We start from the raw sequence: 23,329 nt of genomic DNA on the forward strand, positions 1-23,329 counted from the left end.
TAATAATTATTTTTGCGCCATAAAACTTGCCAGTTCATCCGGTGAAGGCAGACCCTCATTGTCACCTCTGCTCGTGACTTGAATAGCACCGATGGCATTGCCTCTTTTAACAGCATCTCTTAAAGATAAATTTTCCATCAGTCCTGTAATAATTCCCACGGCAAAGCCATCCCCTGCACCGACTGTATCAATGACCCTGTCGACTTTATAACCTTCAACGGTGTATTCTTCACTGCCGTCCGTTACAAACGCACCGCTGGCACCACATTTAGTGACAACAATTTTTGCTCCGTTACGACGATAAAAATCATTTATTTTTTTAGGATCGTCGCTGCCCATAAGTATTTTTCCTTCTGCGGTACCAGGCAGGACAATATCGGCACGTGAAGCTAAGTTATTAATCGTTTCACGCATTATTTTTTCTGACGGCCAAAGCTGAGGACGTAAATTTGGATCAAAGCTTATAGTCAGTCCTGCATCACGCGCTTTATCAAACATCATATTGACAGCTTTACGTGTATCTTCGGATAAAGCTGGTAAAATTCCTGTTAAATGAATATAAGAATAACTCCTCATATCAATTTTTTCTACATCGGCGGGAGAAAGTGTAGATGCTGCTGATCCTGCACGAAAATAAAAAATATCGGGATCACCGTTGCTTATTCTGCCTTTTAGCATAAAACCGGTCTTATGAGTATCGGAAAAACTGACAAATTCATCGCCTATTTTATTTTCGTTCAGTACCCTTATTATACGTTTACCGAAAGGATCGTTTCCAAGTTTGGTCATATAGGTCACATGATGATGCAATCGCGCTGTTCCGACAGCTACATTGAACTCTGCTCCGGCTACAGCCAGTGAATAACCAGATACACTGTCAAGAGGACCCTCATTTTGAGCTATAAGAAGCCCCATGGGTTCACCGGCTAAAATCAATCCGTCAGACATTAAACCTCACCCCTAAATATAAATTATTTTTATTAATCATCAGATGAATATTATGATATATCTTATTAATATAAAAGTCAATGCATCTAAAATAAAAACAAAAATAGACATAGCAATTAAAAAAGAGATTGGTGGTAATTCTTGTAGAGGTCTGCTTTATATATAGATGATTTTTAAATTAAATTATTATAATAATAACCAATAGTCAAAAAATTACATATTGTATAAAACTAATTTTTATGTTACCATACAGAATAGTTCTTATGAATTTTTATTAATTATCAGATGAATTATGAAAATGGAGTAGGTAAATATCATGAAAAGTACAAAGAAGACAAAAGCTCGTTTTGTAATTGCAGTATTAATGCTCGCAGCTGTTGTAATAAACTATTTAGACCGAACGGTCATGTCAGCTGCGGCACCGGAAATAATGAATGATCTTAATATTGATGCTGCTGAAATGGGCTATATCATGTCCATGTTTTTCTTCAGCTATGCCTTAATGCAAATTCCGGCTGGATGGTTAGGAGATAGGATAGGACAAAAGATAACTATGTGTGTAGCAGTAGTTTGGTGGTCGTTAGCTACCGCCGCAACAGCGGCATGTCGTACCGTTACTGGATTTATTGGAGCAAGAATTTTTATGGGTATCGGGGAAGCCGGAGTTTATCCCTGCAATGCAGGGATTGCTGCGAAATGGTTTCCGGATCGTGAAAGGGGTAAAATAACGGCACTGTTTGACAGCGGCAGCAAGTTTGGAACAGCATTCGCAATGCCATTGGTTGCATGGATGATAGCAATATACGGTTGGCATATTCCCTTTCTGGTTTGTGGTGCACTTGGTATAGTGTGGGCGGTCATATGGATGTTAGTATATGACGAACCAGAAAGATGCAAATTTATCAATGCGGCAGAACTTGCTTATATTCGTGACAACCAAGCTAAAAAGGAAGGCATTGATAAGACTCAGCCGATGAAATGGTATCAATTATTAAAACATCGCAATGTATTATCAATGTGCTTCGGTTTCTTCTGCTTAAATTACGCGATATATTTTTTTATCACCTGGTTTCCGACATATCTTGTTAAAGAACGTGGCATGCAATTGATGACAATGGGATGGATGGCTATGTTGCCGCCTCTCTGCGGGATAATAGGTCAATACATAGGCGGTTGGTTCACGGATTATTATTATACAAAAACAGGTAACTTGACAAAAGCCAGAAAAATAAATATTGTGATTGGGATGTTGTTAGGTACACTGGTAGCTTTTTCTGGTATGGTAGAAAGCAGCAATATTTCGTTGGCATTACTTTGTATTTCTTATGCAGGATTAGCCTTTGCGGCTTCGGCAATTTGGTCGTTACCGGGAGATGTTGCACCACGGAATATGACGTCAGTATTGGCAGGAATTCAAAATTGCGCATCCAATATGGGAGGATTTATAGGACCTATTGTCACAGGATACATTATTACAGCAACTAACAGTTTTATACCAGCGCTGGCCTTGTCTGGAGCTTTTTGTTTATTTGGTGCAATAAATTATGCACTCTTTTTAAAAGATATAAAACCAATTACACCAGAAAGTTAAAAATGATTCTTTGCTTTTAATGGATAATGTGAATTAGTCCAGGCTAATCTTCCTCCAAAGGATAGCGCATGAAGCTTTATCTTTCGAGAATGAGCAGGATTTAAAAAAGATAAATAAGATTAGAGAAAAACCCTAAATAATCTATATGAAAAAGAAATTTATTTTATAGGTTTTTTGCTGTTTTTACTTAGAGGTTGCATTAAAAACTAAAAATATTATATAATATATTGAATATTAAATAGCATAATAGGAATGATAATATGGGTGTTTCGCTTGTAACTTCAACAATAGATAATATTTTGGATCTTTTAAAAAACAATAATATGCAGCCTGGCGATAAATTACCGACAGTAGATAATTTGGCGGTAAAATTCAAAGTGGGGCACAGTACTGTGCGTGAGGCACTGAAAGCCCTTTCTGCTCAAAACATATTAGCAATAAGGCAGGGGTCTGGCACTTTTGTTTCTCAAAAGAATGGTATAAGTAATGATCCGCTTGGCATAGGCATGATGGGGGAAGACGTGTCTACTATTTTTGATATGCTTACGGTAAGACTTATATTTGAACCGGAAATAGCAGCTATAGCGGCACAAAAGGCCACTTTAAAAAATATCAGGCAAATCAATGAATTGTGTTTAATGGTGGAAGAACTGATTAGGGCGGAAAAAAATTATGATGATGAAGATAATCTTTTTCATTCAGCTATCGGCAATGCAAGCGGAAATAAAATTATTTATAAAATAACGCAGATTATTCACACATCGATAAAGAAGAATATTTTCATAACGGACAATTCCCTTTGTGAGGAAACAATGCTGACACATCGCCAGATTGCGAGAGCCATAGCAAATGGGGATTCTGCCGGAGCAAAGAATGGTATGATTATACATTTGAATGCTCAAAGGGAATTTTTGTTAAAAAACTATGATTTGCAGACTTGAAAATATATAAATTGTCAATTATCGTTAGAAAATGTATGATGTCTTGTTTTCGCCAAAAAAGAAGGTGTGCTCAAAAGCGAGCACACCTTCTTCTATTTTCCTAAGTAGCCTCCGTCTATAGGGATTATGGCACCGTTTATATAATCAGAGGCCGGCGAGGCCAAAAATACGGCCAATCCTTTCATATCTTCAGGGGTTCCCCAGCGTCCGATCGGAATGCGATTTAAAATTTCCCCGTTTCGTTCAGCATCATTAACAAGGTTGATATTCATTTCTGTGTCCATATATCCGGGAGCTATTGCATTTACATGCACATTTTTTTTTGACCATTCATTAGCCAAGGCTTTAGTGAGCTGTGCTACACCGCCTTTGCTGGCAGCGTACGCCGGTACGGTAAAGCCCCCAAAAAAGCTGAGCATAGAGGCCATGTTGATGATTTTTCCATAACCTTCCTCAATCATTTTTTTCCCTGCCAGCTGACACAGACTGAATACGGCATTTAAATTTACCTGCATGACACTGTGCCAGTCAGACAGAGGAAATTCTTCGCATTTGTGCCTGCTTTGCAGTCCGGCATTATTGATTAAGATATCTATTTTCCCGTTGAGAAGGGTCAGTGCTCTTTCGAATATGAGCGGGATGCGGTCTTCTTCAGATAAATTTCCCTGCAGACCAAAAGCCTTGTAGCTTTTGCCGACAAATTCATCTGCTGTCTTAAGTACACTGTCACTTGAACCGATCAGTACCACTTCAGCACCGGCTTCACAAAGCCCTTCGGCCATTCCTTTACCCAATCCGCGGCCACCGCCTGTAACAATAGCTTTCTTCCCGCTCAAGTCAAACATATTTAATATAGACATACTTTTTTCTCCTTTTCTTTGCGGCATAAAAAATATGCGGTGAAACATTTTCTTAAATTATGGCTTACGCTTTTTCAATATGAAATTACGTAAATTATTCAAATGCATGATCATGCCGCAACGTGCACCCACTATATCATTATCTTTTATAGCTTGAAATATCTGTCTGTGATAAATAAGCGTATCGTTCTTTAATGAGTCTTCCGTTACAAAAATATTTTTTTGGACAGATGAATGAATAACTTTTACTATTCTATCAATTATCTTATTTCCGCTGGCACGGGCGATTGCTTCGTGAAAGGCGCTGTCTTCTGTGCTGTACTCATTGCTATTTTCTATCAGTTTTTCTACCACGGTGCAGGCTTCACCTATTGCTGCACAGTCGTCTTCCGTGGCATTTGTGGCAGCCAGCGCTGCCATTTCCGGTTCAAATATAAGCCGCACATTTATCATGTCAAAAGCCAGATTGACATCATCGTTGATAAGCGAAAGCCCCAAGGGGTCTTTTATCATTCCCCTTTCTGAAGAAACAAAAGTGCCTGCTCCTTGCTTTATTTTCAATATATTGCGCGATGCCAATGCCTTTACTGCCTCACGGATAGTACTGCGGCCAACGTTCAGCCTGTCGGCTAGTTCGTATTCGGTAGGAAGTTTATCACCGGCATCCAATGCGTTGGTCTTAATTAATTGAATAATATTTTGCTGCGTTATTTCGGATAATGATACACTCATTTTTTTACCTCTTTATAAACATCTGATGTATTATATATGTTAACACAGGAAATTTAATCATACAAGAGTATTTTTCAATGTGAAAAGAAAAAAAATAGCAATAAATAGCTAAAAATAACTAAAATATTAATATTGACATATAAATACATCTGATGTATAGTTTAACCAAACATCTGATGTATTTTTCTGAACTACAATGGTAGTATTGGTATTGTGAAAGAGCATATGCTTAAAAATTATTAAAAGGGAGATTATGTAATGGATATTAGATATTCGACAAATCAAAATGATTTTAAGAACTATACAACGGAAAAAATAAGAAATGAGTTTCTCATTGAAAAAATATTTACTGAAAACAATGTTAATTCATATTATTCTCATGTGGACCGGGTAATAATTTTGGGCTGCATGCCAACAACAGAAGAAATCGCAATTGACAAAGGAATTGACGTTTGGAAAAATTTTGGCACAAAATATTTACTTGAACGCCGTGAGATAGGTATTTTCAATGTAGGGCATTCAGGTAGGATAACAGCGGATGGTGCAGAATTTGAATTAAAATATAAAGATTGTCTGTATATAAGCATGGGAACAAAAGAGGTATCGTTTAAAAGTGTAGACAGTGCTGCTCCTGCTAAATTTTATATGATATCTACACCAGCGCATAAACGCTGTAAAACGACTTTTTTGTCTATTAATGATGCGAAAAAAGTTCCGTGCGGTGATGCACAAACAGCAAACAGCCGTACGATAAATCAATTTATTCATCCGGATGTTTTAGAAACTTGTCAGTTGTCAATGGGAATGACGGCTCTTAATACCGGAAATGTATGGAATACAATGCCTGCACATACACATGAACGGCGAATGGAAGTATACTTCTACTTTGAAGTACCTAAAGATAATGCCGTCTTTCACATGATGGGAGAACCAAAACAAACGCGTCATATAATCATGCATAATGAGCAAGCGGTTATTAGCCCGTCGTGGAGTATACATTCTGGATGCGGTACATCAAACTATACGTTTATATGGGCTATGGCCGGTGAAAATAAAGCATTTGATGATATGGATAATATTGCTAATATTGATTTAAAATGATGTGAAAGCTCAATTATGTGTGATGCAATTGTCACATATAATTGAGACATTATTAATTTTTATATTAAGAAAATATGGAATTATATAATAAGGAGGATTATTATGCGAATTAAACAAACCATTGAGCATATTCCTGGTGGACTTATGTTAGTACCGTTATTTCTTGGGGCATTATGCCATACCTTTACTCCTGATGCAGGCAAATATTTTGGTTCCTTTACCAATGGCCTTATTACAGGAACCGTACCAATTTTATCTGTTTGGTTTTTTTGTATGGGAGCAGGTATAGATATAAAATCAACCGGTGTAGTGTTGCGAAAATCTGGTACTATTGTTGGCACAAAAATAGTAGTGGCCTGGTGTATAGGTATGATCTGTACGTACTTTATGCCGGCAGGAATGATTCAGACCGGATTTTTTGCGGGATTGTCAACACTTGCAATAGTGACTTCCATGGATATGACAAACGGCGGATTATATGCATCAATAATGCAGCAGTACGGAACAAAGGAAGAAGCTGGTGCTTTCGTACTTACATCAATTGAGTCAGGACCTCTCGTGACTATGATTATATTAGGGAGTACTGGAGCAGCATATTTTGAACCACGTCTTTTTATAGGAGCGGTTATGCCTTTTATTATTGGGTTTATATTGGGTAATCTTGATACTGAACTGCGTTCGTTTTTTGGTAATGCATCAATGACAATGATTCCGTTTTTTGGATTTGCTCTTGGCAATACAATCAATCTGGCAGTTATAGCTCAAACTGGATTGTTGGGAATTTTGTTAGGATTAGGTGTAATTATTGTTACTGGGATACCGCTTATACTTGCCGATAAATTTATCGGAGGAGGGCATGGCGGAGCGGGACTGGCTGCTTCCAGCACAGCTGGTGCAGCTGTTACAAATCCTACTATTATAGCACAAATGGTTCCTGCCTTTGCACCTATAGCTCCAGCAGCAACTGCATTGGTAGCAACATCGGTAGTTGTGACCTCCATAGTTGTTCCTGTTTTGACAGCTGCATGGTGTAATCATTTTAAACCAGCAGAAGAAAAGCAAATTATTGATAAATCTATGCGACATTTGGTATAAAATGCAAGCAAAAGGAGCTATTTATGAAAGCTTTAGTCTATAATGGACCTAAAAAAGCAGATGTGATGGAATATAAGGCACACGAAAAATCAAAAGGAAGTCTCAAAATTGTTATAAAATATTGCGGTGTATGCGGTTCGGATATAGGTATATACATGGGAACGCATCCGAGGGCTAAAGCACCACTTGTTTTTGGACACGAATTTTTAGGGATAGTTGCTGAAAATGGAAATATATTGAAGAAAGGTGACCGTGTTGTTGCGTATCCGCTTATATCATGCCATCATTGTTTTGCATGCAGGAATGGAAATGAACATGTGTGTAATAATCTAAAATTAATTGGAATTGATACCGACGGAGGAATGGCTGAAACTATTTATGCAGCTGAAGATATATTGTTCAAGGTCCCGGAATCAGTAAGTGATAAAGCGGCTGTTACTATAGAACCTTTGGCTGTATTGGTGCATGCGTTACATATGATAAATATGAATGTATTGGATACGGTCGTTATTAGCGGAGCTGGTCCTATAGGTCTATTATGCGGAATTATGTTAAGGCATGCGGGGGCAGCCAATATCTTCATTTCGGATATTGCAGAAAAACGATTGGCTTTGGCAACACAATTAGGATTGATTGCGGTAAACTTAAGGAATCAAGATTTAAATAAAGTAGTAAAAACGTCTACAAACGGAGAAGGGTGCGATATATTTTTTGAATGCAGTGGAGCCGCAGCTCCCGCAATGGAAATGTCGGAAATTACGAGAGTACGGGGTAAGATATGCATTGTATCAGTACACAAAAATCCACATGAAGTCAACTTGCGTGATATAAATTTTAAAGAACAAACTATAGTCGGCACTCGTGTTTATACAAAGGATGAATTCAGACAGGCAGTTAATTTAACGATTGCCTTAGAGAAGGACTTGGAAAAAATTGTCACACATATAATTCCTTTATCTGAAAGCAATAAAGTTTTCGATTTGATTGCAGATATGGACAATGGGAGTGCAAAGGTTGTCGTTGATTGTCGCAAATAGGCAAAAAAATAAGGGGTACCTGTTTTCATCAGGTACCCCTTATTTTTTAACTAAAATTGAATACAATCAATTTTTCTTCCGTTAATTCACGCACGGCGTATTCAGGACCTTCTCTGCCGATTCCACTGTCTTTAACACCACCGTAGGGCATATTGTCCATGCGGAATGTAGAACCGTCATTTATGATAACGCCGCCTGTTTCTATTCTTTCAGCACAAAGTCGAGCTACAGATAGGGATTTTGTGAATACACCTGCCTGCAATCCGTATGTGGAATTGTTCACTGCTGCAATTGCCTCGTCTATTGTATCATAAGGTATTATCGAAAATACGGGTGCGAAAGTTTCTTTGCAAATAACATTCATATTTTCTTTTGTGTTCGTCAAAATGGTCGGATTGAAGAAAGAACCATTTCTCTTGCCGCCGATCAATAGCTTTGCGCCGCCCTTAACGGCATCGTTTACCCACTTTTCAATACGGACGGCTTCCTTTTCGGCAATCATCGGACCAATATCAGTATTTTCTTCTATAGGATTGCCGACTTTCAACGTTTTTGTATATTCTACGGCTGCAGTGCAAAATTCTTCAAAAATATTTTTTTGTACATAGACACGCTGACAAGATATGCACACCTGTCCTGCGTTTACAAAGGCATACTTTGCACATAGTTGAGCAGTCATTTTTATATTTTCAATATCATTATGCACAATATTTGCTGAATTGGAACCCAATTCCAAAGCGATTTTTCTGAAGCCGGCAGCTTTCTGCAATTCCTTGCCGACAGGAACACTTCCGGTAAAGGAAAACATTTTTATTCGCGGATCGTTCACCAGTAAGTCACCTACAAGAGAGCCCTTGCCCATGACTAAATTCAAAAATCCGGCAGGCAATCCTGCATCGGCAAAAGCATCACAGAGCAACGAGGCTGTCAGGGGAGTCGCTGATGCAGGTTTATATACTACCGTATTGCCCGCTGCCAGGGCGGGACCTATTTTGTGGCATGCCAAATTAACCGGGAAATTAAAAGGAGTTATGGCACAGACGACACCGAGAGGCATTCTTTTGGTATATGCCAACCGATTTTCACAGCCAGGGGCTCCCTGAATAGGAACCATCTCTCCGGTGAGGCGTTTTGCCTCTTCTGCGGATAAGATAAGCGTCTGATATGAGCGGGATATTTCCCCCATGGCATCCTTTATTGGTTTGCCGGCTTCTGCCGACAGGGTTTCTGCAAATTCACGCTGACGCTGCATGACGTTGGCTGCGGCCTTCATCAATATATCATATCGTTGATAAGGTGTCAGTTTTACGGTATCGAATGCTTTTTGAGCGGCATCAACAGCCATTTTTATCTCTTTCTCACCGGCGGTGTAAATGGTTGCAAAAGCTTCACCGGTGACCTTATCGTAAACTTCATCTGTCGATGCAGATGTAATTTTCTTTCCATCAATAAATAATTCATATTGTTTCATTCAATGGCCTCCCCATAGGTAATCATAATATATAGTGATACTTATTCATTCTTTAAATCATCAAGCTGTTTTTGCGATTAAAGTTTGCTGTACCCAAGATAGCATGAATAAGATCTATATTTATATTATACAACTTTACTGGTAATACCTGCTGGCATATACTTTTTTCTATGTGATATTAATAAATATTCGCACACTAATCTGTTGAAAAGCGTGCGAATAAAAACGAACATATTAAAAATTTGACATCCGTTAGTGAAATCATAAAGGGCAGCATATAAGAAAGGATATTTATAATTGTGTAAATTATGGTATTTCGGGAACAAATAGTGCCGGCATTTTATTTATTATGTCGGATACTTTTTGTTCGAGAACCAGAGCCGATTGATGGCTGTATTCAGCCTTTACCAGACTGGCTTTTGAATTTTTCCCTATACCGGCAGCAAAATATTTCCATGCCTCCATCGTTTTGGCATTGCTCTGCAATCGTAATATATGCAGATGCAGTGCGCCCGCGGGTACATTTACATTTTGCAGATATTCCTCATGCGATTTATATGCCGGAATTATTTCTGACAGTATAAAGTTTTGTATTAGAGTCCGTTTATCAGCTGATACATCAGAGCCTATGGTTTTCGTCATTGTCAAAAATTTTGTCTGCAATCCTTGGAATATACGATTATACTCCGTTGTCCTGTCTTTTGTATCTTTTATGTATGAAGCTATATCAACATTGCACAAATCACGTACATGAATAAGATAGTCACGGTAATTGATAATTTTTGTTATTTGCCATATGCCTTCAGTATTTTTCTGCAGCTGTAATTCAAGAACAAAATCCGTATCAGTATACCTGTCTGCAACGGTCACAGGAATAATGTAATTGCCATTGTCATCTTTTATCAATGAACCTATTTTTCTCACGGACGTGTTGCGAAGCATAGAGCGTTCCAGCAGTTCATCATAGTCTATTCCGAGTTCTCTGCCTTTTAATACAGATGTTCCCGTTGGGTCGTGCCATACATCATCCTTTAAATAAGTATCCAGCATTGCTAATGTCCCGTCGCAGACGTTCTTTTTGATCAATTTATAGAATTGATCAAAAATCTGTTTTATTTTCGGGGGCATGTTACTGTTATATGTAAATAAATCGCCAGTTACATCATCATAGCCGAATGATACCACCGAGTCTAAATCTATTGTGCGCATCAATAGGGTGGTATTATTATTTTGATAAGCAAAGCGCAGCTGCGTTGCTGTATACCATGGAGTGTACATAAAGAACACGAAACTGGCATATAATGCCAGCAAAACTATCGCGAAAATAAGAACTATCTTGTTCTGCCTAAAGCAATTACGCATTAAATATTATATCCCTTCACCTGTAAAATCATGAAAAATATCAGCTGTTTTGCAAAAATGAGTCACAGCATTTTTATTATACTATATTTTTCTGATAATTACACTGCTAATAATATCTTCTCTCTAATTGACAATATTTATATCCTTGAGAAATTTGTGAAGCACGTCATAATATTCTCTGGGATCGCTGTTTAGAGAGACCGCATGTGCCGCATTAGGAAAGATATGAAACTCTTTATAGGAAGAACCTGCATCGTATAAGCTTTGCATAGCTGTTTTCGGTATGAGCGCATCAGCGCCGCCATGCAAGAATAAAATTGGGCTTTGGGTTTTTACAACCGATTTTATGGGTGATAGATCTGCCATAGTTTCTCCTGTGTGCCAATACATAGAGAGCTGACAATAAAACCATAACGCACTGATGATAAAATTTTCCTGCGGCATTTGAAGAAACATCCGCAGTTTTTCACGGTAAACAAGGGCCAAATCGTCATAGGCGCTGTCTTCCACATAAAAGTCTGCTTTTACAGGTGTGTTCGCTCCACTGTGCAGTAATGCATAAGCTCCGCCAAGAGAAACGCCGTGTATGCCTATCTGATCATTGGCCTTTCTGTCTCTGAGATAGCCAATCCATTCGTCGATATCACCAACTTCATTTTTTCCCCAGGTCATCTGACCGCCGCTTTGTCCATGACCGCGCAGGTCCACTAAGAGAACATTGAAGCCCAGTCTTTGGTAAAGCGGCACATAATCTATCGACATTGATCTGTTTTGATACAAGCCATGCAATATGAGGACGGCTTTCTTTGAAGAAACAGGATTTTTTATATATGTACCGGCAAGTGTATACCCATCCTTTGTGGTTATTTCAGCCCGTTCCCATCCTTTCTTTGCCTCTACGGTTTCTATCCTATCGACATTCTGTGAATAATCGGCCAGGGCAGGTACCAGATAATCAACCTGTTGTTTATTCATCATTAAGTAAAGTGTATTGCCGATGATTATACCTAGTATATTTATAATTATAAATATACCAATAAAAAAACCGGCGAAAAAATAAATAGTTTTGTGAAAGATGTGCATTGTTATATTCACCTGAGTTTAAAATGTAAAATGGTTGTTAAAATAATAAGTCTGTTTCTATATAATGTCAACGTCTATGACGTATAAATGCTGACGGCTATTATTTTCTGCATATTTTTCTTGCATTTGATATTCAAATGCCATATAATAATATGCAGTGTCAAGAGGCCTTCGACAAACTGTGGGGATGTAGCTCAGCTGGGAGAGCGTACGGTTCGCATCCGTAAGGTCGAGAGTTCAATCCTCTTCATCTCCACCAAATTTAATATGGGGACGTAGCTCAGTTGGGAGAGTGCTTGAATGGCATTCAAGAGGTCGAGGGTTCGATCCCCTTCGTCTCCACCATTGTAAATAAAGGATTTATAGTGTTTGAAAGCAATTTACCTAAGACGTTATTGTGAGCAGAATTATAAATCTTAAAGTGGCCGGCAGAAATTTTTCTGTCGGCTTTTGTTATGTCTTTTTATAAGATATGCATTGTGTTTATATTTGCGTTTTGCGCTAGCTTTATGAATTCTTCCATGGTTCTAGTAATATATTTATTTTGTTTATTATAGAAAAATACATTACGAAATGTGTAAGGGGAATCAATTTTGTAATATAGCATAGTTGAGTTACCGTTAGCTTTTTTTACCAACGTATCACTGATGATAGTGGCGCCCATGCCATAACAGGCCACATTATAAGCTGTGGCAAGCTGGTCTAATTCTAAAATTATTTTGGGTATGAGCTGGTTTTTTTTGAAAATTTTATCGGAGCGTATTCGCGTGTCGTTTCCTGACCTTAAGAATATGAATGGTTCATGGGCGAATATGGATAAAGGTACGGATTTTGTCAAGGGATCCAGATGTTTCTCATGGTGAATGTCATTTATTGACAGCTGATATGGAAGCGCGCGAGTATTGGCAGAAAGGTTAGGCGGTACAGCAAGGATGAGATTTTCACTGCAGAACAAGTGCTTTTGATAGATTGCCTCATCTAATGGATAATTATCAAGCACAAAATCCAAAGTACCGGAAAATAATAATTCTTCAAGTTGGGCAGAAGCTGCTTCGATGAGACGGATTTTAATTGATGGATATTTGTCGGTAAATTTTGTTATTATCTCTGGGAGAATAAAGGAGGCAAAAACATTACTCGCACCAATGGAAAGACGGCCCGTTTTCAATTGATTTAAGTTGCTTAAATAATTTTCAAATTGGATTTCTATGTCCATAATAGTTTCAGAAGCTTGTATATATTTTATGCCGGCATCTGTTAGCTGAACGGCTTTACTGCTTCGATCAAAGATGGTACAACCAATTCTGTTTTCAATTTTTTTGATGGCAGCACTCAGTGCAGGTTGGCTGATATATAAATTTTGAGCGGCTTTGGAAAAACTTTTTTCTTTATATACTTCATAAACATATTCCTTTCCTTTAAACACGGTATACCTCCTAATAATATAACTAAATGATTATACTATTTATACTAATAGATATATTTGATTATATTTTAGATAGAATTTATAATAAAATCAAGTTGAAAAATGATTTATGTTATATAACAGGAGCGAAAAGAATGAAAAAGTCAATTGGTATTATTGGTGGTATGGGAGCAGCAGCTACCTGTGATTTATTCAATAAGATTATTACGATGACGCATGCTGCATCAGATCAAGAACAGATACATGTTTTAATCGACTGCAATACAAATATTCCAGATAGGACAAAGGCTATATTAGGAAAGGGAAAAGATCCTGTGCCTGAAATGGTGAGAAGCGGAATCCGCTTGCAATCAATGGGTGCTGATGTATTGGTAATGCCATGTAATACAGCACATTATTTTTATGATAAAATTACACCGTTTTTTGATGTTCCGTTATTGAATATGTTAAAATTGACAGTAGAAGAAATACAAAACAGAGGAATAAAAAAAGTTGGGTTGTTAGCAACTGACGGCACTATACAATCAGGTGTCTATCATACGGTATTGGCAAAAGCAGGGATAGATATAGTTGTTCCGTCAGCGATAAAACAAGTAAATGTGATGGATATTATTTATAATGGAGTAAAGGCATCAAAAAAAAATATTAATCTAAATGGATTTTATGAGACTATGGATGATCTTTTTGAACAGGGAGCAGAAATATTAATATTGGGATGTACTGAGCTACCAATAGCATTTAAAATTTTCCATATTGACAGAACAGCAATTGATCCCACTGTGGTACTGGCGGCAGCGGCAATTCGCTTTGTTAATGAACCTTTAAAAAATGAAAATTTTCAAAAAGCAGCAATGCGGGAAATGATGAAAAATTATTTAAAGAATATCAATGCTAATATTCGTGATGGTGCAGATGTTAAAAATATTATGAGGTATATGCCGATGTTTTTATGGATGCCATTCATTACCATGTTCGTTGTGATGGGCATATTGTAAAACGGGCTGTTTTATATTGCCCTTGGCATAGATATGGACGGGCATAAAGATGTTTTAGGCATGTATGTTGGCGAAAATGAAAGTGCAAAATACTGGCTGTCCATAATGAACGAGTTGAAAAACCGTGGGGTAGAAGATATTCTAATAGCTTGTGTTGACGGTCTCAGTGGCTTCCCACAAGCTATTGAAGCAGTGTACCCTCAAACAGAAATACAGCAATGTGTAATTCATCAAATACGCAGTTCAACAAAATATGTATCTTATAAAGAAATAAAAGCCCTGATGGCAGACTTAAAACTGGTATATGCTGCTCCAACAGAAGAAACAGCATTAGCTGAGCTTGATCATTTTAAAGAAACATGGGATAGTAAATATCCTAAAATTTATAAATCCTGGCATGAAAAGTGGGCTGTTTTAGCAACATATTTTAAATATCCACTTACCGTCAGAAGGCTCATTTATACCACAAATACCGTAGAGGGATTTAACTGGCAGCTTAGAAAAGTTACTAAATCCAGGATAATTTTGCCTTCAGATGACAACCGTTTAAAAATGCTGTATCTGGCAATGATGGATATTACTAAAAAAGTGGACTGGAGTCAAATAAGAGCTTAGTTGGAAATTTATTTTGAAGAACGTCTTTCAGACAGGGATGCTTAAAGGGCATCACTTTTACAAGCAATGCCTTTAAATATATCACTATTAAATTTATATTGGCTTTTGACGTTTACACAAAACTTGAAAAACTCTCAATTTTCGCTGCCGCACCCGCCAAAAGACATTACTTTTTATTTATGCTTAAAATGATAGGTGTGGACCGGAAGCCGACGCCCATTCGATCTATGCCCATATCAATAAGCCTCAGGAAATGTTCTCTGGTGCGTATGCAGCCGCTGCCCTTAATTTTGATGCGGCCATTACAGGTATCAAGCATCACTTTAATGATTTCCGGCGATGCACCGTGAGCTTCGTGGCCTGTTAAGAATCCTGTGCTGGTCTTGACAAAATCAGCTTTTGCCGCAATTGCGCATTCGCAGGCTTTCTTAACCTCATCTACTGTAAGTGCATCGGTTTCAAAAATGACTTTGACTTCTGTATTATATTCGTGACAGACATCAACGACTGCCGCAATATCCTTTGTCACATCATCCCATTTGCCGCTGCGGATCCAGCCAAAATTCGCCACGATATCAAGTTCCTTGATCTTCCAGTGGCTGCAATATTCACGTGCTTGCAGAACCTTAGAGCTGGTCGTACTGGTTCCAAATGGAAAATCACAAACAACACAAACAGCAGTATTTGTTCCTTCTGTGTACTCAGCAGCTATGGGCAGCGACGAAGGATTGATGCACACTGTTGCACAGCCGAAATCTACCCCTTCTTTAATATACTGTCTTATATCCTTCTCAGTAAATTCAGGTTTTAATACGGATTGGTCAATGTAGGCGGCGAGTTCTCCTGTCGTCATTTCGCTTGCTTTTTTTGTCGGTTTCATAATTTATTTCCTTCCTTTATAATAAATGTATGATACAATTCATGCATTTATTATAAAGGTTTTATTTAGATAATTCAAGTATATTTTATTTTTTTTATTCCTCCGGGCAGGCATATACAGCAGCTGCCATATATGCCTGCCTCAAAGTAAAAACTATGTCTTTCCAGCGGCTTGATGAATAGAATAAATTTATGATAAACTTAAGAAAATATTTAAAATATGTGAGGAATAAAAATTTGGACATTGATTACTTTAAAAGCACATTCCATTTTTCTGCAGAAAAAAATATTCCCTTATATGAGCAGTTGATCGCCTATATAAAAATCCAGATACAGCAGGGCGTCCTGAAGCCCGGTGATCAAATGATCACAGAAAATGATCTATGCGGGGCGTTGAATATCAGCCGTACAACTGTGCGTCAGTGCATGAATCGGCTGGTGGAAGAAGGATTGCTTATTCGTCAGCGCGGAAGGGGCTCCTTTATTGCTAATCCTAAGCTAAAACGCAATATTAATTACCTGTACAATTTCACAGAAAACATGCGCAGTATAGGTGCCTCTCCTACTTCCGTCGTACTTACGAAAGAAGTGTCCAATATAACTAATAAACAATTGATCACTTCACTGCAGTTGCCGGAAGCTGATCCGAGAGCATTTCATCTGCTCAGGCTGCGGTGTGCCAATGGAACACCCCTGCTTTTGGAAAACACATATATTCCTTACTATCTTTGCAGCGGAATCGAACAATTCAATTTTGAAGCTGTTTCTCTGTATGACACATTAAGCAGCCATTATTCACTTAACCTGTACCATGCTTCGGAAACGATAGAAGCTATTATAATCAAAGGTGCCGTCGCCAAGCTTCTGAAATGCAGCTCAAATACTCCCGGATATCAAATTGAACGCGTTTCTCATCTTGACTCTGGCTACGTGTTTGAACTGACAACCTCCACTACCAGGGCTGATAAATGTATATTTCGTTTGGAATTATATAAAAATGCAAATTTCAGCAAAAATAAGCTGGATTTTCAGCGCAGCATACATATATAATGCAAAAAGGATACTCAATAATCCGCAGCAGTCAGGCTGCATTGTGATAATATTCATTGGTTCCGGAAAAAAATCAAGGCTTCCGAAAATTTCGGAAGCCTTTTCATATTATAATCTGTATTCACCTGTGAATACACTGAAAAGTGAATAGTAAAAAACAATTTGCAGACCATAAACCGTATTTTACGTGAGCTTTCTGAATGTATAGCAGGCGATGCCCATTTGCAGTATTATCAGCGCGGCAAGCAGCCCAAACGAAAAATAAAGGCTTGTCTGATGGGCAATAAATCCTATGATGGCGGGTCCGGCCAGAGATCCCAGATAGCCCAATGTACTTACAGCCGATACTGCCGCACTGAGCGGCATAACAGTCTGACGGCCCAGCACAGTAAAAAATATTGGCACGACATTGGCGCAGCCCATGCCTATAAAAAAGAATCCCATATATATGCACGGCTGGACCGGTGCGTATATAACCAGCAAAAATCCGCCCGCTGAAAACGCACTGCTGACTGCCATAATAAATTTACTGCCGAATTTTTGGACAAAACGGTCGCCAATCAGGCGCATAATGAGCATCGCCATGGCAAAGGTCGCAAAACCGGTGCCTGCCAGTGAAATATCAAAGCCGCGCACTGCCGTAAGATATATGCCGCTCCAATCCATCATAGCACCCTCGACTAAATATGCAATAAACAAAATAACGCCCACCAGTGTAACAATTCCATGCGGAATGGATATAAGTGGACTTTTGCCAAGATCAGTACTGTTATCTGAAAGATAACGCGAGAAAACAAGAATCAATCCCATTACGGCAAGTGCCGCACATAAGGTTGAGATAACCGGAGATGCGCCAATCCCGAGCAGTCCACTGGACAGGCCGGCCCCGGAAAAGCCGCCGATGCTCCAGAACGCATTCATATTTGACATAAGACGATTGCCGGATGCTTTTTCCAAAGCAATCGCATGAATATTTGTTGTGGTGGCAACACTGCCTATTAAGGCACCGAAACACAGCAACGTTATTACTGCAATCCAGAATGAAGAAATCCAGCTTAATGCAACGAGAAAAACCGCAAACAGCATGCCCGCAGTTTTTAAAATTTTTCTGCAGCCGAATTTTGCCGCTGCCGCACCGCAAAAAGGCATCGTCAAAAAAGAACCGATGCCGATGCATAAAAGCAATAGTCCCAAGACATCTTCCTCAACCTGCAGGCGCAATTTTAAAAATGGCACCAGCGGTGCCCATGACGCCGTTCCGAAGCCGCCGATAAAATAAAATGCGCGTGTGGCGTACAGCTGCCGGGCCATTGATTTTCCGCCTGATCCGATTTTCATAAAAATTCTTCCTGCCTTATTCATAAATTCTTTAATCACAATAAGTATAATAAAATTTCACTGCCAAGACAATACAGCTAATTCATAATGACTCGAGCAGAAAAGCCATGAGCAGCCGAAAGAATTCAAATACTAAATGTGGAACCAATATTGCTAAAAATCAAAAACTCTTTTCAGGTTTGGCATAATAAAAAAGTCTATGCCTATTTTATAGCTTGCTGTACCTGCCCACAGAAGCAGTGTTTCCAGAAGAATCAGTAAAGGATTCATACTTGACCGTGCCCGCCAGCAGATAATTGTAATTCAGCAGCATTCCCAGCAGCAAGGCAAGCGGAGTCAGAATTCCGCATAAAAGGGCAATATCCGCCGCCAATTCGCCAAATACAGTAAAATAAGTGAACAATTCTGCGTGAGGCAGTGAAATATATTTTACGAAAAATGCATAATAGGCAAAGTGTTCATATATACTAAGCTCTTTTACAGTTTTCTATTTTTTATTCCACTTATCTGATACCAATTAATTTTTTCGGATTTTCAGGCATCACACTAGAGCACTTAAAGGATATATGGTCATCAGGAAAGATTTTTATTTTGCCTGTTTATCGCCGCAGCGGTATTCCAATGCCAAGCAGCACCTTATCCTGGCGGGCACTTTATTATACATGTCTTGCGCCGCCCTCTACATGAATAGTTTCACCGGAGATATTTCCGGCATTGAGCAGCCATATGGCAGTATCTGCAATATCATCCGCGGTGCCGGCCCGTCCGACCAAACTGGATGATGCTGCACTCTCCAGCAAATTCTTTTTATCCTGTTCCGCAAGGGTATCCCATGTACCGGAATCCGTAACACCCGGAGAAATCGCGTTGACGCGAACAGGCGCCAGTTCCTTTGCCAGCTGCGAAGCCAGAAAAGCAACCGCGCCGTTTGTCACTCCCATAACTGTATAGCCGGGAGAAGGTGTCCACGCGGCTACGCCGGAAAATAAAAGAATAGAGCCTGTCGGAGGCATAATCGGGATAAAATGCTTTGCCAGCAGCATAGGCCCTATTACCTTCGCTTCAAACGCAGTAACTATTTTATCATGCTCCAGCTCCCCAACCGGTACATTATGGTGGGCGGAAGCAGTTATCACCACATGATCAACATATCCCAGTTCAGCTGCCGCAGCGGCAATCGTTCCCTCATCTGTGATGTCTACATGGATCGCGCTCGCAAAGGGAAGCTGCGCGGCAGCCTTAGCGGCCTGCTCAAGATCACGTGCTCCGATGACCACTTCTGCGCCGGCTTTGCTTGCCCGCTGTGCGACTGCCAGTCCCAAAAATTTTGAACCGCCGATGACCAATATCTTTTGTTTGTCAAGCTGACCTCTCATTTTGATCTCCTCTCACTCACCAAATTATATTTTACACATTGCTTTAAGCCTCAACGGCTCTTTTATTCTATAATATATGCACTGACGATTTCCCCGTAATAAACAGTATGAAAATCCTTATTCGCATCATAGAAAAAGCTGTCCACATCCTGCGGATAATATTTTTTCTTAGTTTCTTGCGCAATGGCATGTTCATCCTGCTTCTGTACATAAATAGCCCGGCACTCAAGCGTCAGGGGAAGTTCCCTGACAGCAGGAACAGCTATGATTTCCGGCGCTTCCAGAGTTAAATTCAAAGCCTCAATTTTATCAACATCACGGCCGGATTTTGTTCCGCAAAATCCCAATATTTTTTTATTGAAATCGCCATGCGGTATATTGATCGTAAATTCCGGATTCTTTGCCAGCTGGGAGCTTGTAAACCGATTTTTTCTGATAAAAGCCGTAAAGGTCGACTTGCCCCAGACAACGCCCAGATTGCCCCAGCCCACCGTCATCGTATTTACTTTATCCCCCGCCTTTGTAGTCAGCAGAATACCGGTGCTGAGCGCCTTTATGATCTCACTGGCATAATCAAACACTTCGATTTTCTTCTTCATAGCCTATGCTTCCTCCTTAAATTTTAGCAGCTTATAGACAAGCCAAATAAATTATATTACCATATTACTTATGTATAGCATAAACTATACTTCAGCATTTGCCTAATCGTTGTTGTATATACCGGGTATAGCAAAAAAGCATATCCCTAAGGAGAAAAATAATGATCAGTCTTGAACAGATACGATATTTTTTGGAAATAGTCCGCTGCGGCAGTCTGAATAAGGCATCCGAACAGCTTTATATTTCACAGCCTTCTCTTTCAAAACAGCTGCAGCAGCTGGAGAAAAAACTGGGCTGTGAGCTGCTCAATCGCAGCTATGACGGCGTAGAGCCCACACCGCAGGGAAAGTTTCTTTATGAGCGAATGAGCGGCGTGCTGGATGAATTTGACAGGGTAATCGGACAGGTGCAGCATTTAAAAAAAATGAACCAGGTGCACATCGGAGGACTTGCCAATCTTGTGACATACTTTCTTCCTCAGTATATGGATAATCTGCGGGCAGGCGGACATAATCAGGTTATTGTTGATACTTGTCTTTCTAACCGGGAGCTTGTCGATGGAGTCGAAAACGGCAAATTCGATATAGTTCTGCTTTCCAATGCAGAACCGCAGCAAAACATCGCCGTAATACCGCTCATGACAGAACCGCTCTGTGCGGTATTCCCTGTGACTCATCCTTTATACCACCAGAAAAGTATCAGCTTCATGGATATCATCGCACACGAAAAGCTGGTGCTTTACAAGGATCCCTGCACTATCCGCGCTTCTATCCGCAAACAGTGTAACCGCATGAAAATCACGCCCAATATTGTGATGGAGCTGGATCTGACAGAATCGCTCCTGGGGTACGTAAGCCGCGGAAAGGGAATAACACTGCTGCCTTCAATTGTAGCAAAGGGAATCCAGAATCCCTCCATCGCTGCGCGTGAAATCAGTCGTATTCCGGTCTACCGGGAGATTTCCGTTGCCATGCGAAAAGAAAATGTGCCGGTTTATCTTCCAATGTTTTCAAAAGATACTACGAGTGTAAACTGGAAAAAAAGCTGACGAATATCTCCTGAACAGTATTGTAATTTCATTATTTTTTATTTATGTATACTTTTGTTTTGCAAAATCAAATAGAAAAAATTTCAAAATATATTAATATATTAGAATATATGCCTCGATTGTTAATAAAAACGTTAAAATTATACTATAAATAACGAATTGAAAAGATTATACAAAAAGTTTAATGTTAAATATTTGTTATAAAGCTGTTATTTTTTTTAAAAGGGATCTATAATATTTCTAAAATAATGTATAAGAAGCCTTGGCTTGGATAATTGAAAAACATCAATTATCCAAATTGTCATATTTTCGGTGAACAAAAATTTATTCTGAATGAAACTCACCGCAATGTATGTTTTTACCATAGCATGTGAAGCTGTTGATGACCAGATTTTACCAAAGTTAATTTTCAGGGAAGGAATCATATAGTGAATATGGAAAATATGAAGATCCGGTATAAAATTATAGCAGGCTATCTGCTTATTGCTCTTGTTTTTATAGTTTTGTGCGTGTGTGCAATTTACGGCTTAACTCATGTGCGAGATCAATACAATAAAATTGCGGAGGAATCTGATATTACAATTATTTCGTTAAAAGAAATCGAATTTTATTTTAGCGGACAGGCAAATGACGAAAGAGGGGCGCTTTTAACCGGGAGTCCCGAATTTCGCGGAGAAATTCAGGAAAAAGCCAGTAAAGTCAAGGGAAATATAGGAAAGATACAACCTTTCATGGAATCTGCAGAGGAAAGGGAACTTCTGCAGCATATAGAAGAAACGCATGATGCGTTTACCAAAATAAATATTCAGGTACTGGATCTTGTGGATAAAGGAAATACAGCTGCAGCAAGGGAGTTATCTTTTTCTCAGGGGCGTGACATGCGCAAGCAGCTGACCACCTCATTCGATAAGCTCGTACAGGAGGAGCAGAAAAAAAATGAATCTATCCGTCAGAATGCCCATGTTTTTATGCAATGGTTTCTATGGACAGCAGTGGCGGCAAGCTGTGCAATGGCCGTGGTTTGTATTGTCCTGGGGATATTGCAGGCTAAGCATATACTGGCTCCCATTGAGGCAATGACTCAGGAAATGAAAAGTGGCAGCATCAAAGCATCTGGGCATAAGGGAAGTGGTGAGATCGGCAACCTGCTTGATGCTTTTTACAATTTGGGTTTAAAATTGAAAAACATGGTTTCCGGTATACAAGGGGCATCCGAACAGGTTGCAGCTTCGGCCGAACAACTCACTGCAAATGTTGAGCAATCGTCTGATACCATGAACAGGGTAGAGGCTTCTGCAGCTCAGGTAGCCATTGCAGTAAATCGTCAAAAGCAGGAAATCAGTGTTGTGGAAAAAAGCATTAATCAAATGTCCCAAAATATGGATATTGCCGTGAAAAATACCGAAGAATCGACAAAATGTGTTAATGCTGCGCTTAAGGCAGTTGACGCCGGAAAAGAATCTATTAAGGGAGCCATGGCACATATGGAGCTGATAAAATCGATAACAGAAGAGTCAGCATCATCAATTGCAGGATTGAACAAACAGTCTGACTCTATAGGACAAATTGTTGATGTCATTGCGGGAATTGCTGGGCAAACGAATCTCCTGGCACTCAATGCTGCCATTGAAGCTGCCAGGGCAGGCGAGCATGGCAAGGGGTTTGCGGTGGTGGCGGAAGAAGTCAGAAAGCTTGCCGAACAATCACAGCTGTCTGCTGCCCAAATTACAGAACTCATTACAGCAATGCAGGACGAAACTCAAAAGGTCGTTGAAAATATA

At 39.3% G+C, this 23,329-nt stretch carries 22 protein-coding genes and 2 tRNA genes; 12 read left to right on the forward strand and 12 right to left on the reverse strand.

Annotated features, from left to right (window positions below; genetic code table 11):
- Nucleotides 1-6: 6 nt before the first annotated feature.
- Complete coding sequence (locus tag I6758_RS06905) at nt 7-948, reverse strand: sugar kinase (protein ID WP_196604441.1); 942 nt, start codon at nt 946-948, stop codon at nt 7-9.
- A gap of 316 nt (nt 949-1,264) precedes the next feature.
- Between I6758_RS06905 and I6758_RS06910 the strand changes: the two genes are divergently transcribed.
- Nucleotides 1,265-2,539 (forward strand): MFS transporter, encoded by a 1,275-nt coding sequence (locus I6758_RS06910; protein WP_196604442.1) that lies wholly within the window; start codon nt 1,265-1,267, stop codon nt 2,537-2,539.
- 260 nt (nt 2,540-2,799) lie between these two features.
- Nucleotides 2,800-3,480, forward strand: coding sequence for a FadR/GntR family transcriptional regulator (locus I6758_RS06915; protein WP_196604443.1), 681 nt, complete (start codon nt 2,800-2,802; stop codon nt 3,478-3,480).
- Nucleotides 3,481-3,572: 92 nt separating this feature from the next.
- Here the strand turns inward: I6758_RS06915 and I6758_RS06920 are convergent, their stop codons facing one another.
- Together I6758_RS06920 and I6758_RS06925 are read right to left on the reverse strand one after the other, a co-directional pair.
- Entirely contained in the window at nt 3,573-4,340 is a 768-nt protein-coding gene (locus I6758_RS06920) for an SDR family oxidoreductase (protein WP_196604444.1), read from the reverse strand.
- 57 nt (nt 4,341-4,397) lie between these two features.
- Nucleotides 4,398-5,072 carry a FadR/GntR family transcriptional regulator gene (locus I6758_RS06925; protein WP_196604445.1) on the reverse strand — a complete coding sequence of 225 codons (675 nt, stop codon included), beginning with the start codon at nt 5,070-5,072 and terminating at the stop codon, nt 4,398-4,400.
- 258 nt (nt 5,073-5,330) lie between these two features.
- Between I6758_RS06925 and kduI the strand changes: the two genes are divergently transcribed.
- From kduI to I6758_RS06940, 3 genes are all read left to right on the forward strand, one after another.
- On the forward strand, nt 5,331-6,173 hold the full coding sequence (kduI, locus tag I6758_RS06930; protein ID WP_196604446.1) for a 5-dehydro-4-deoxy-D-glucuronate isomerase: 843 nt from the start codon (nt 5,331-5,333) through the stop codon (nt 6,171-6,173).
- Nucleotides 6,174-6,275: 102 nt separating this feature from the next.
- The gene (gene kdgT, locus I6758_RS06935) at nt 6,276-7,268 is read left to right on the forward strand and encodes a 2-keto-3-deoxygluconate transporter (protein ID WP_196604447.1); all 993 of its coding nucleotides are present in this window, start codon (nt 6,276-6,278) and stop codon (nt 7,266-7,268) included.
- A 23-nt stretch (nt 7,269-7,291) separates the two neighbouring features.
- On the forward strand, nt 7,292-8,305 hold the full coding sequence (locus tag I6758_RS06940) for a zinc-dependent alcohol dehydrogenase (RefSeq protein WP_196604448.1): 1,014 nt from the start codon (nt 7,292-7,294) through the stop codon (nt 8,303-8,305).
- A 46-nt stretch (nt 8,306-8,351) separates the two neighbouring features.
- Here the strand turns inward: I6758_RS06940 and I6758_RS06945 are convergent, their stop codons facing one another.
- From I6758_RS06945 to I6758_RS06955, 3 genes are all read right to left on the reverse strand, one after another.
- Nucleotides 8,352-9,776: an aldehyde dehydrogenase family protein gene (locus I6758_RS06945; RefSeq protein ID WP_196604449.1), complete on the reverse strand. Its 1,425-nt coding sequence runs from the start codon at nt 9,774-9,776 to the stop codon at nt 8,352-8,354.
- Between the two features lie 306 nt (nt 9,777-10,082).
- A complete protein-coding gene (locus I6758_RS06950; RefSeq protein WP_196604450.1) occupies nt 10,083-11,138 on the reverse strand; it encodes a hypothetical protein in 1,056 nt (351 codons plus the stop codon).
- Between the two features lie 123 nt (nt 11,139-11,261).
- The gene (locus tag I6758_RS06955) at nt 11,262-12,221 is read right to left on the reverse strand and encodes an alpha/beta hydrolase (RefSeq protein WP_196604451.1); all 960 of its coding nucleotides are present in this window, start codon (nt 12,219-12,221) and stop codon (nt 11,262-11,264) included.
- A 183-nt stretch (nt 12,222-12,404) separates the two neighbouring features.
- Between I6758_RS06955 and I6758_RS06960 the strand changes: the two genes are divergently transcribed.
- Both I6758_RS06960 and I6758_RS06965 read left to right on the forward strand, forming a co-directional pair.
- Nucleotides 12,405-12,480 (forward strand) — tRNA-Ala (locus tag I6758_RS06960).
- Between the two features lie 10 nt (nt 12,481-12,490).
- A tRNA-Ala gene (locus I6758_RS06965) sits at nt 12,491-12,566 on the forward strand.
- 118 nt (nt 12,567-12,684) lie between these two features.
- Here the strand turns inward: I6758_RS06965 and I6758_RS06970 are convergent.
- Nucleotides 12,685-13,647, reverse strand: a complete 963-nt coding sequence (locus I6758_RS06970; RefSeq protein ID WP_196604452.1) for a LysR family transcriptional regulator — start codon at nt 13,645-13,647, stop codon at nt 12,685-12,687.
- 134 nt (nt 13,648-13,781) lie between these two features.
- Here I6758_RS06970 and cuyB point away from each other — a divergent pair, with 134 nt between their 5' ends.
- A complete protein-coding gene (gene cuyB / locus I6758_RS06975; RefSeq protein WP_196604453.1) occupies nt 13,782-14,642 on the forward strand; it encodes a cysteate racemase in 861 nt (286 codons plus the stop codon).
- 60 nt (nt 14,643-14,702) lie between these two features.
- On the forward strand, nt 14,703-15,257 hold the full coding sequence (locus I6758_RS06980; RefSeq protein WP_231038541.1) for an IS256 family transposase: 555 nt from the start codon (nt 14,703-14,705) through the stop codon (nt 15,255-15,257).
- A 166-nt stretch (nt 15,258-15,423) separates the two neighbouring features.
- Here I6758_RS06980 and deoC read toward each other — a convergent pair whose 3' ends face one another.
- On the reverse strand, nt 15,424-16,137 hold the full coding sequence (deoC, locus tag I6758_RS06985) for a deoxyribose-phosphate aldolase (RefSeq protein WP_196604455.1): 714 nt from the start codon (nt 16,135-16,137) through the stop codon (nt 15,424-15,426).
- 236 nt (nt 16,138-16,373) lie between these two features.
- On the opposite strand from deoC, the gene I6758_RS06990 reads away from it, so the two are divergent.
- A complete protein-coding gene (locus tag I6758_RS06990) occupies nt 16,374-17,186 on the forward strand; it encodes a GntR family transcriptional regulator (protein WP_196604456.1) in 813 nt (270 codons plus the stop codon).
- A 183-nt stretch (nt 17,187-17,369) separates the two neighbouring features.
- Here the strand turns inward: I6758_RS06990 and I6758_RS06995 are convergent, their stop codons facing one another.
- The 4 genes from I6758_RS06995 to I6758_RS07010 all read right to left on the reverse strand — a co-directional run bounded on the left by I6758_RS06995 (nt 17,370) and on the right by I6758_RS07010 (nt 20,499).
- Nucleotides 17,370-18,524, reverse strand: a complete 1,155-nt coding sequence (locus I6758_RS06995) for an MFS transporter (protein ID WP_196604457.1) — start codon at nt 18,522-18,524, stop codon at nt 17,370-17,372.
- Between the two features lie 208 nt (nt 18,525-18,732).
- Entirely contained in the window at nt 18,733-18,927 is a 195-nt protein-coding gene (locus tag I6758_RS07000; protein ID WP_196604458.1) for a hypothetical protein, read from the reverse strand.
- 253 nt (nt 18,928-19,180) lie between these two features.
- The gene (locus tag I6758_RS07005) at nt 19,181-19,900 is read right to left on the reverse strand and encodes an SDR family oxidoreductase (RefSeq protein ID WP_196604459.1); all 720 of its coding nucleotides are present in this window, start codon (nt 19,898-19,900) and stop codon (nt 19,181-19,183) included.
- Between the two features lie 62 nt (nt 19,901-19,962).
- A complete protein-coding gene (locus tag I6758_RS07010) occupies nt 19,963-20,499 on the reverse strand; it encodes a flavin reductase family protein (RefSeq protein WP_196604460.1) in 537 nt (178 codons plus the stop codon).
- A gap of 161 nt (nt 20,500-20,660) precedes the next feature.
- Between I6758_RS07010 and I6758_RS07015 the strand changes: the two genes are divergently transcribed.
- Nucleotides 20,661-21,548: a LysR family transcriptional regulator gene (locus tag I6758_RS07015; protein WP_196604461.1), complete on the forward strand. Its 888-nt coding sequence runs from the start codon at nt 20,661-20,663 to the stop codon at nt 21,546-21,548.
- 434 nt (nt 21,549-21,982) lie between these two features.
- Nucleotides 21,983-23,329, forward strand: a 1,347-nt coding sequence (locus I6758_RS07020; protein WP_231038575.1) for a methyl-accepting chemotaxis protein, incomplete at its 3' end; no start/stop codon positions are given.

Source organism: Pectinatus haikarae (assembly GCF_015732185.1).
Classification (GTDB): Bacteria; Bacillota; Negativicutes; order Selenomonadales; family Selenomonadaceae; genus Pectinatus; species Pectinatus haikarae.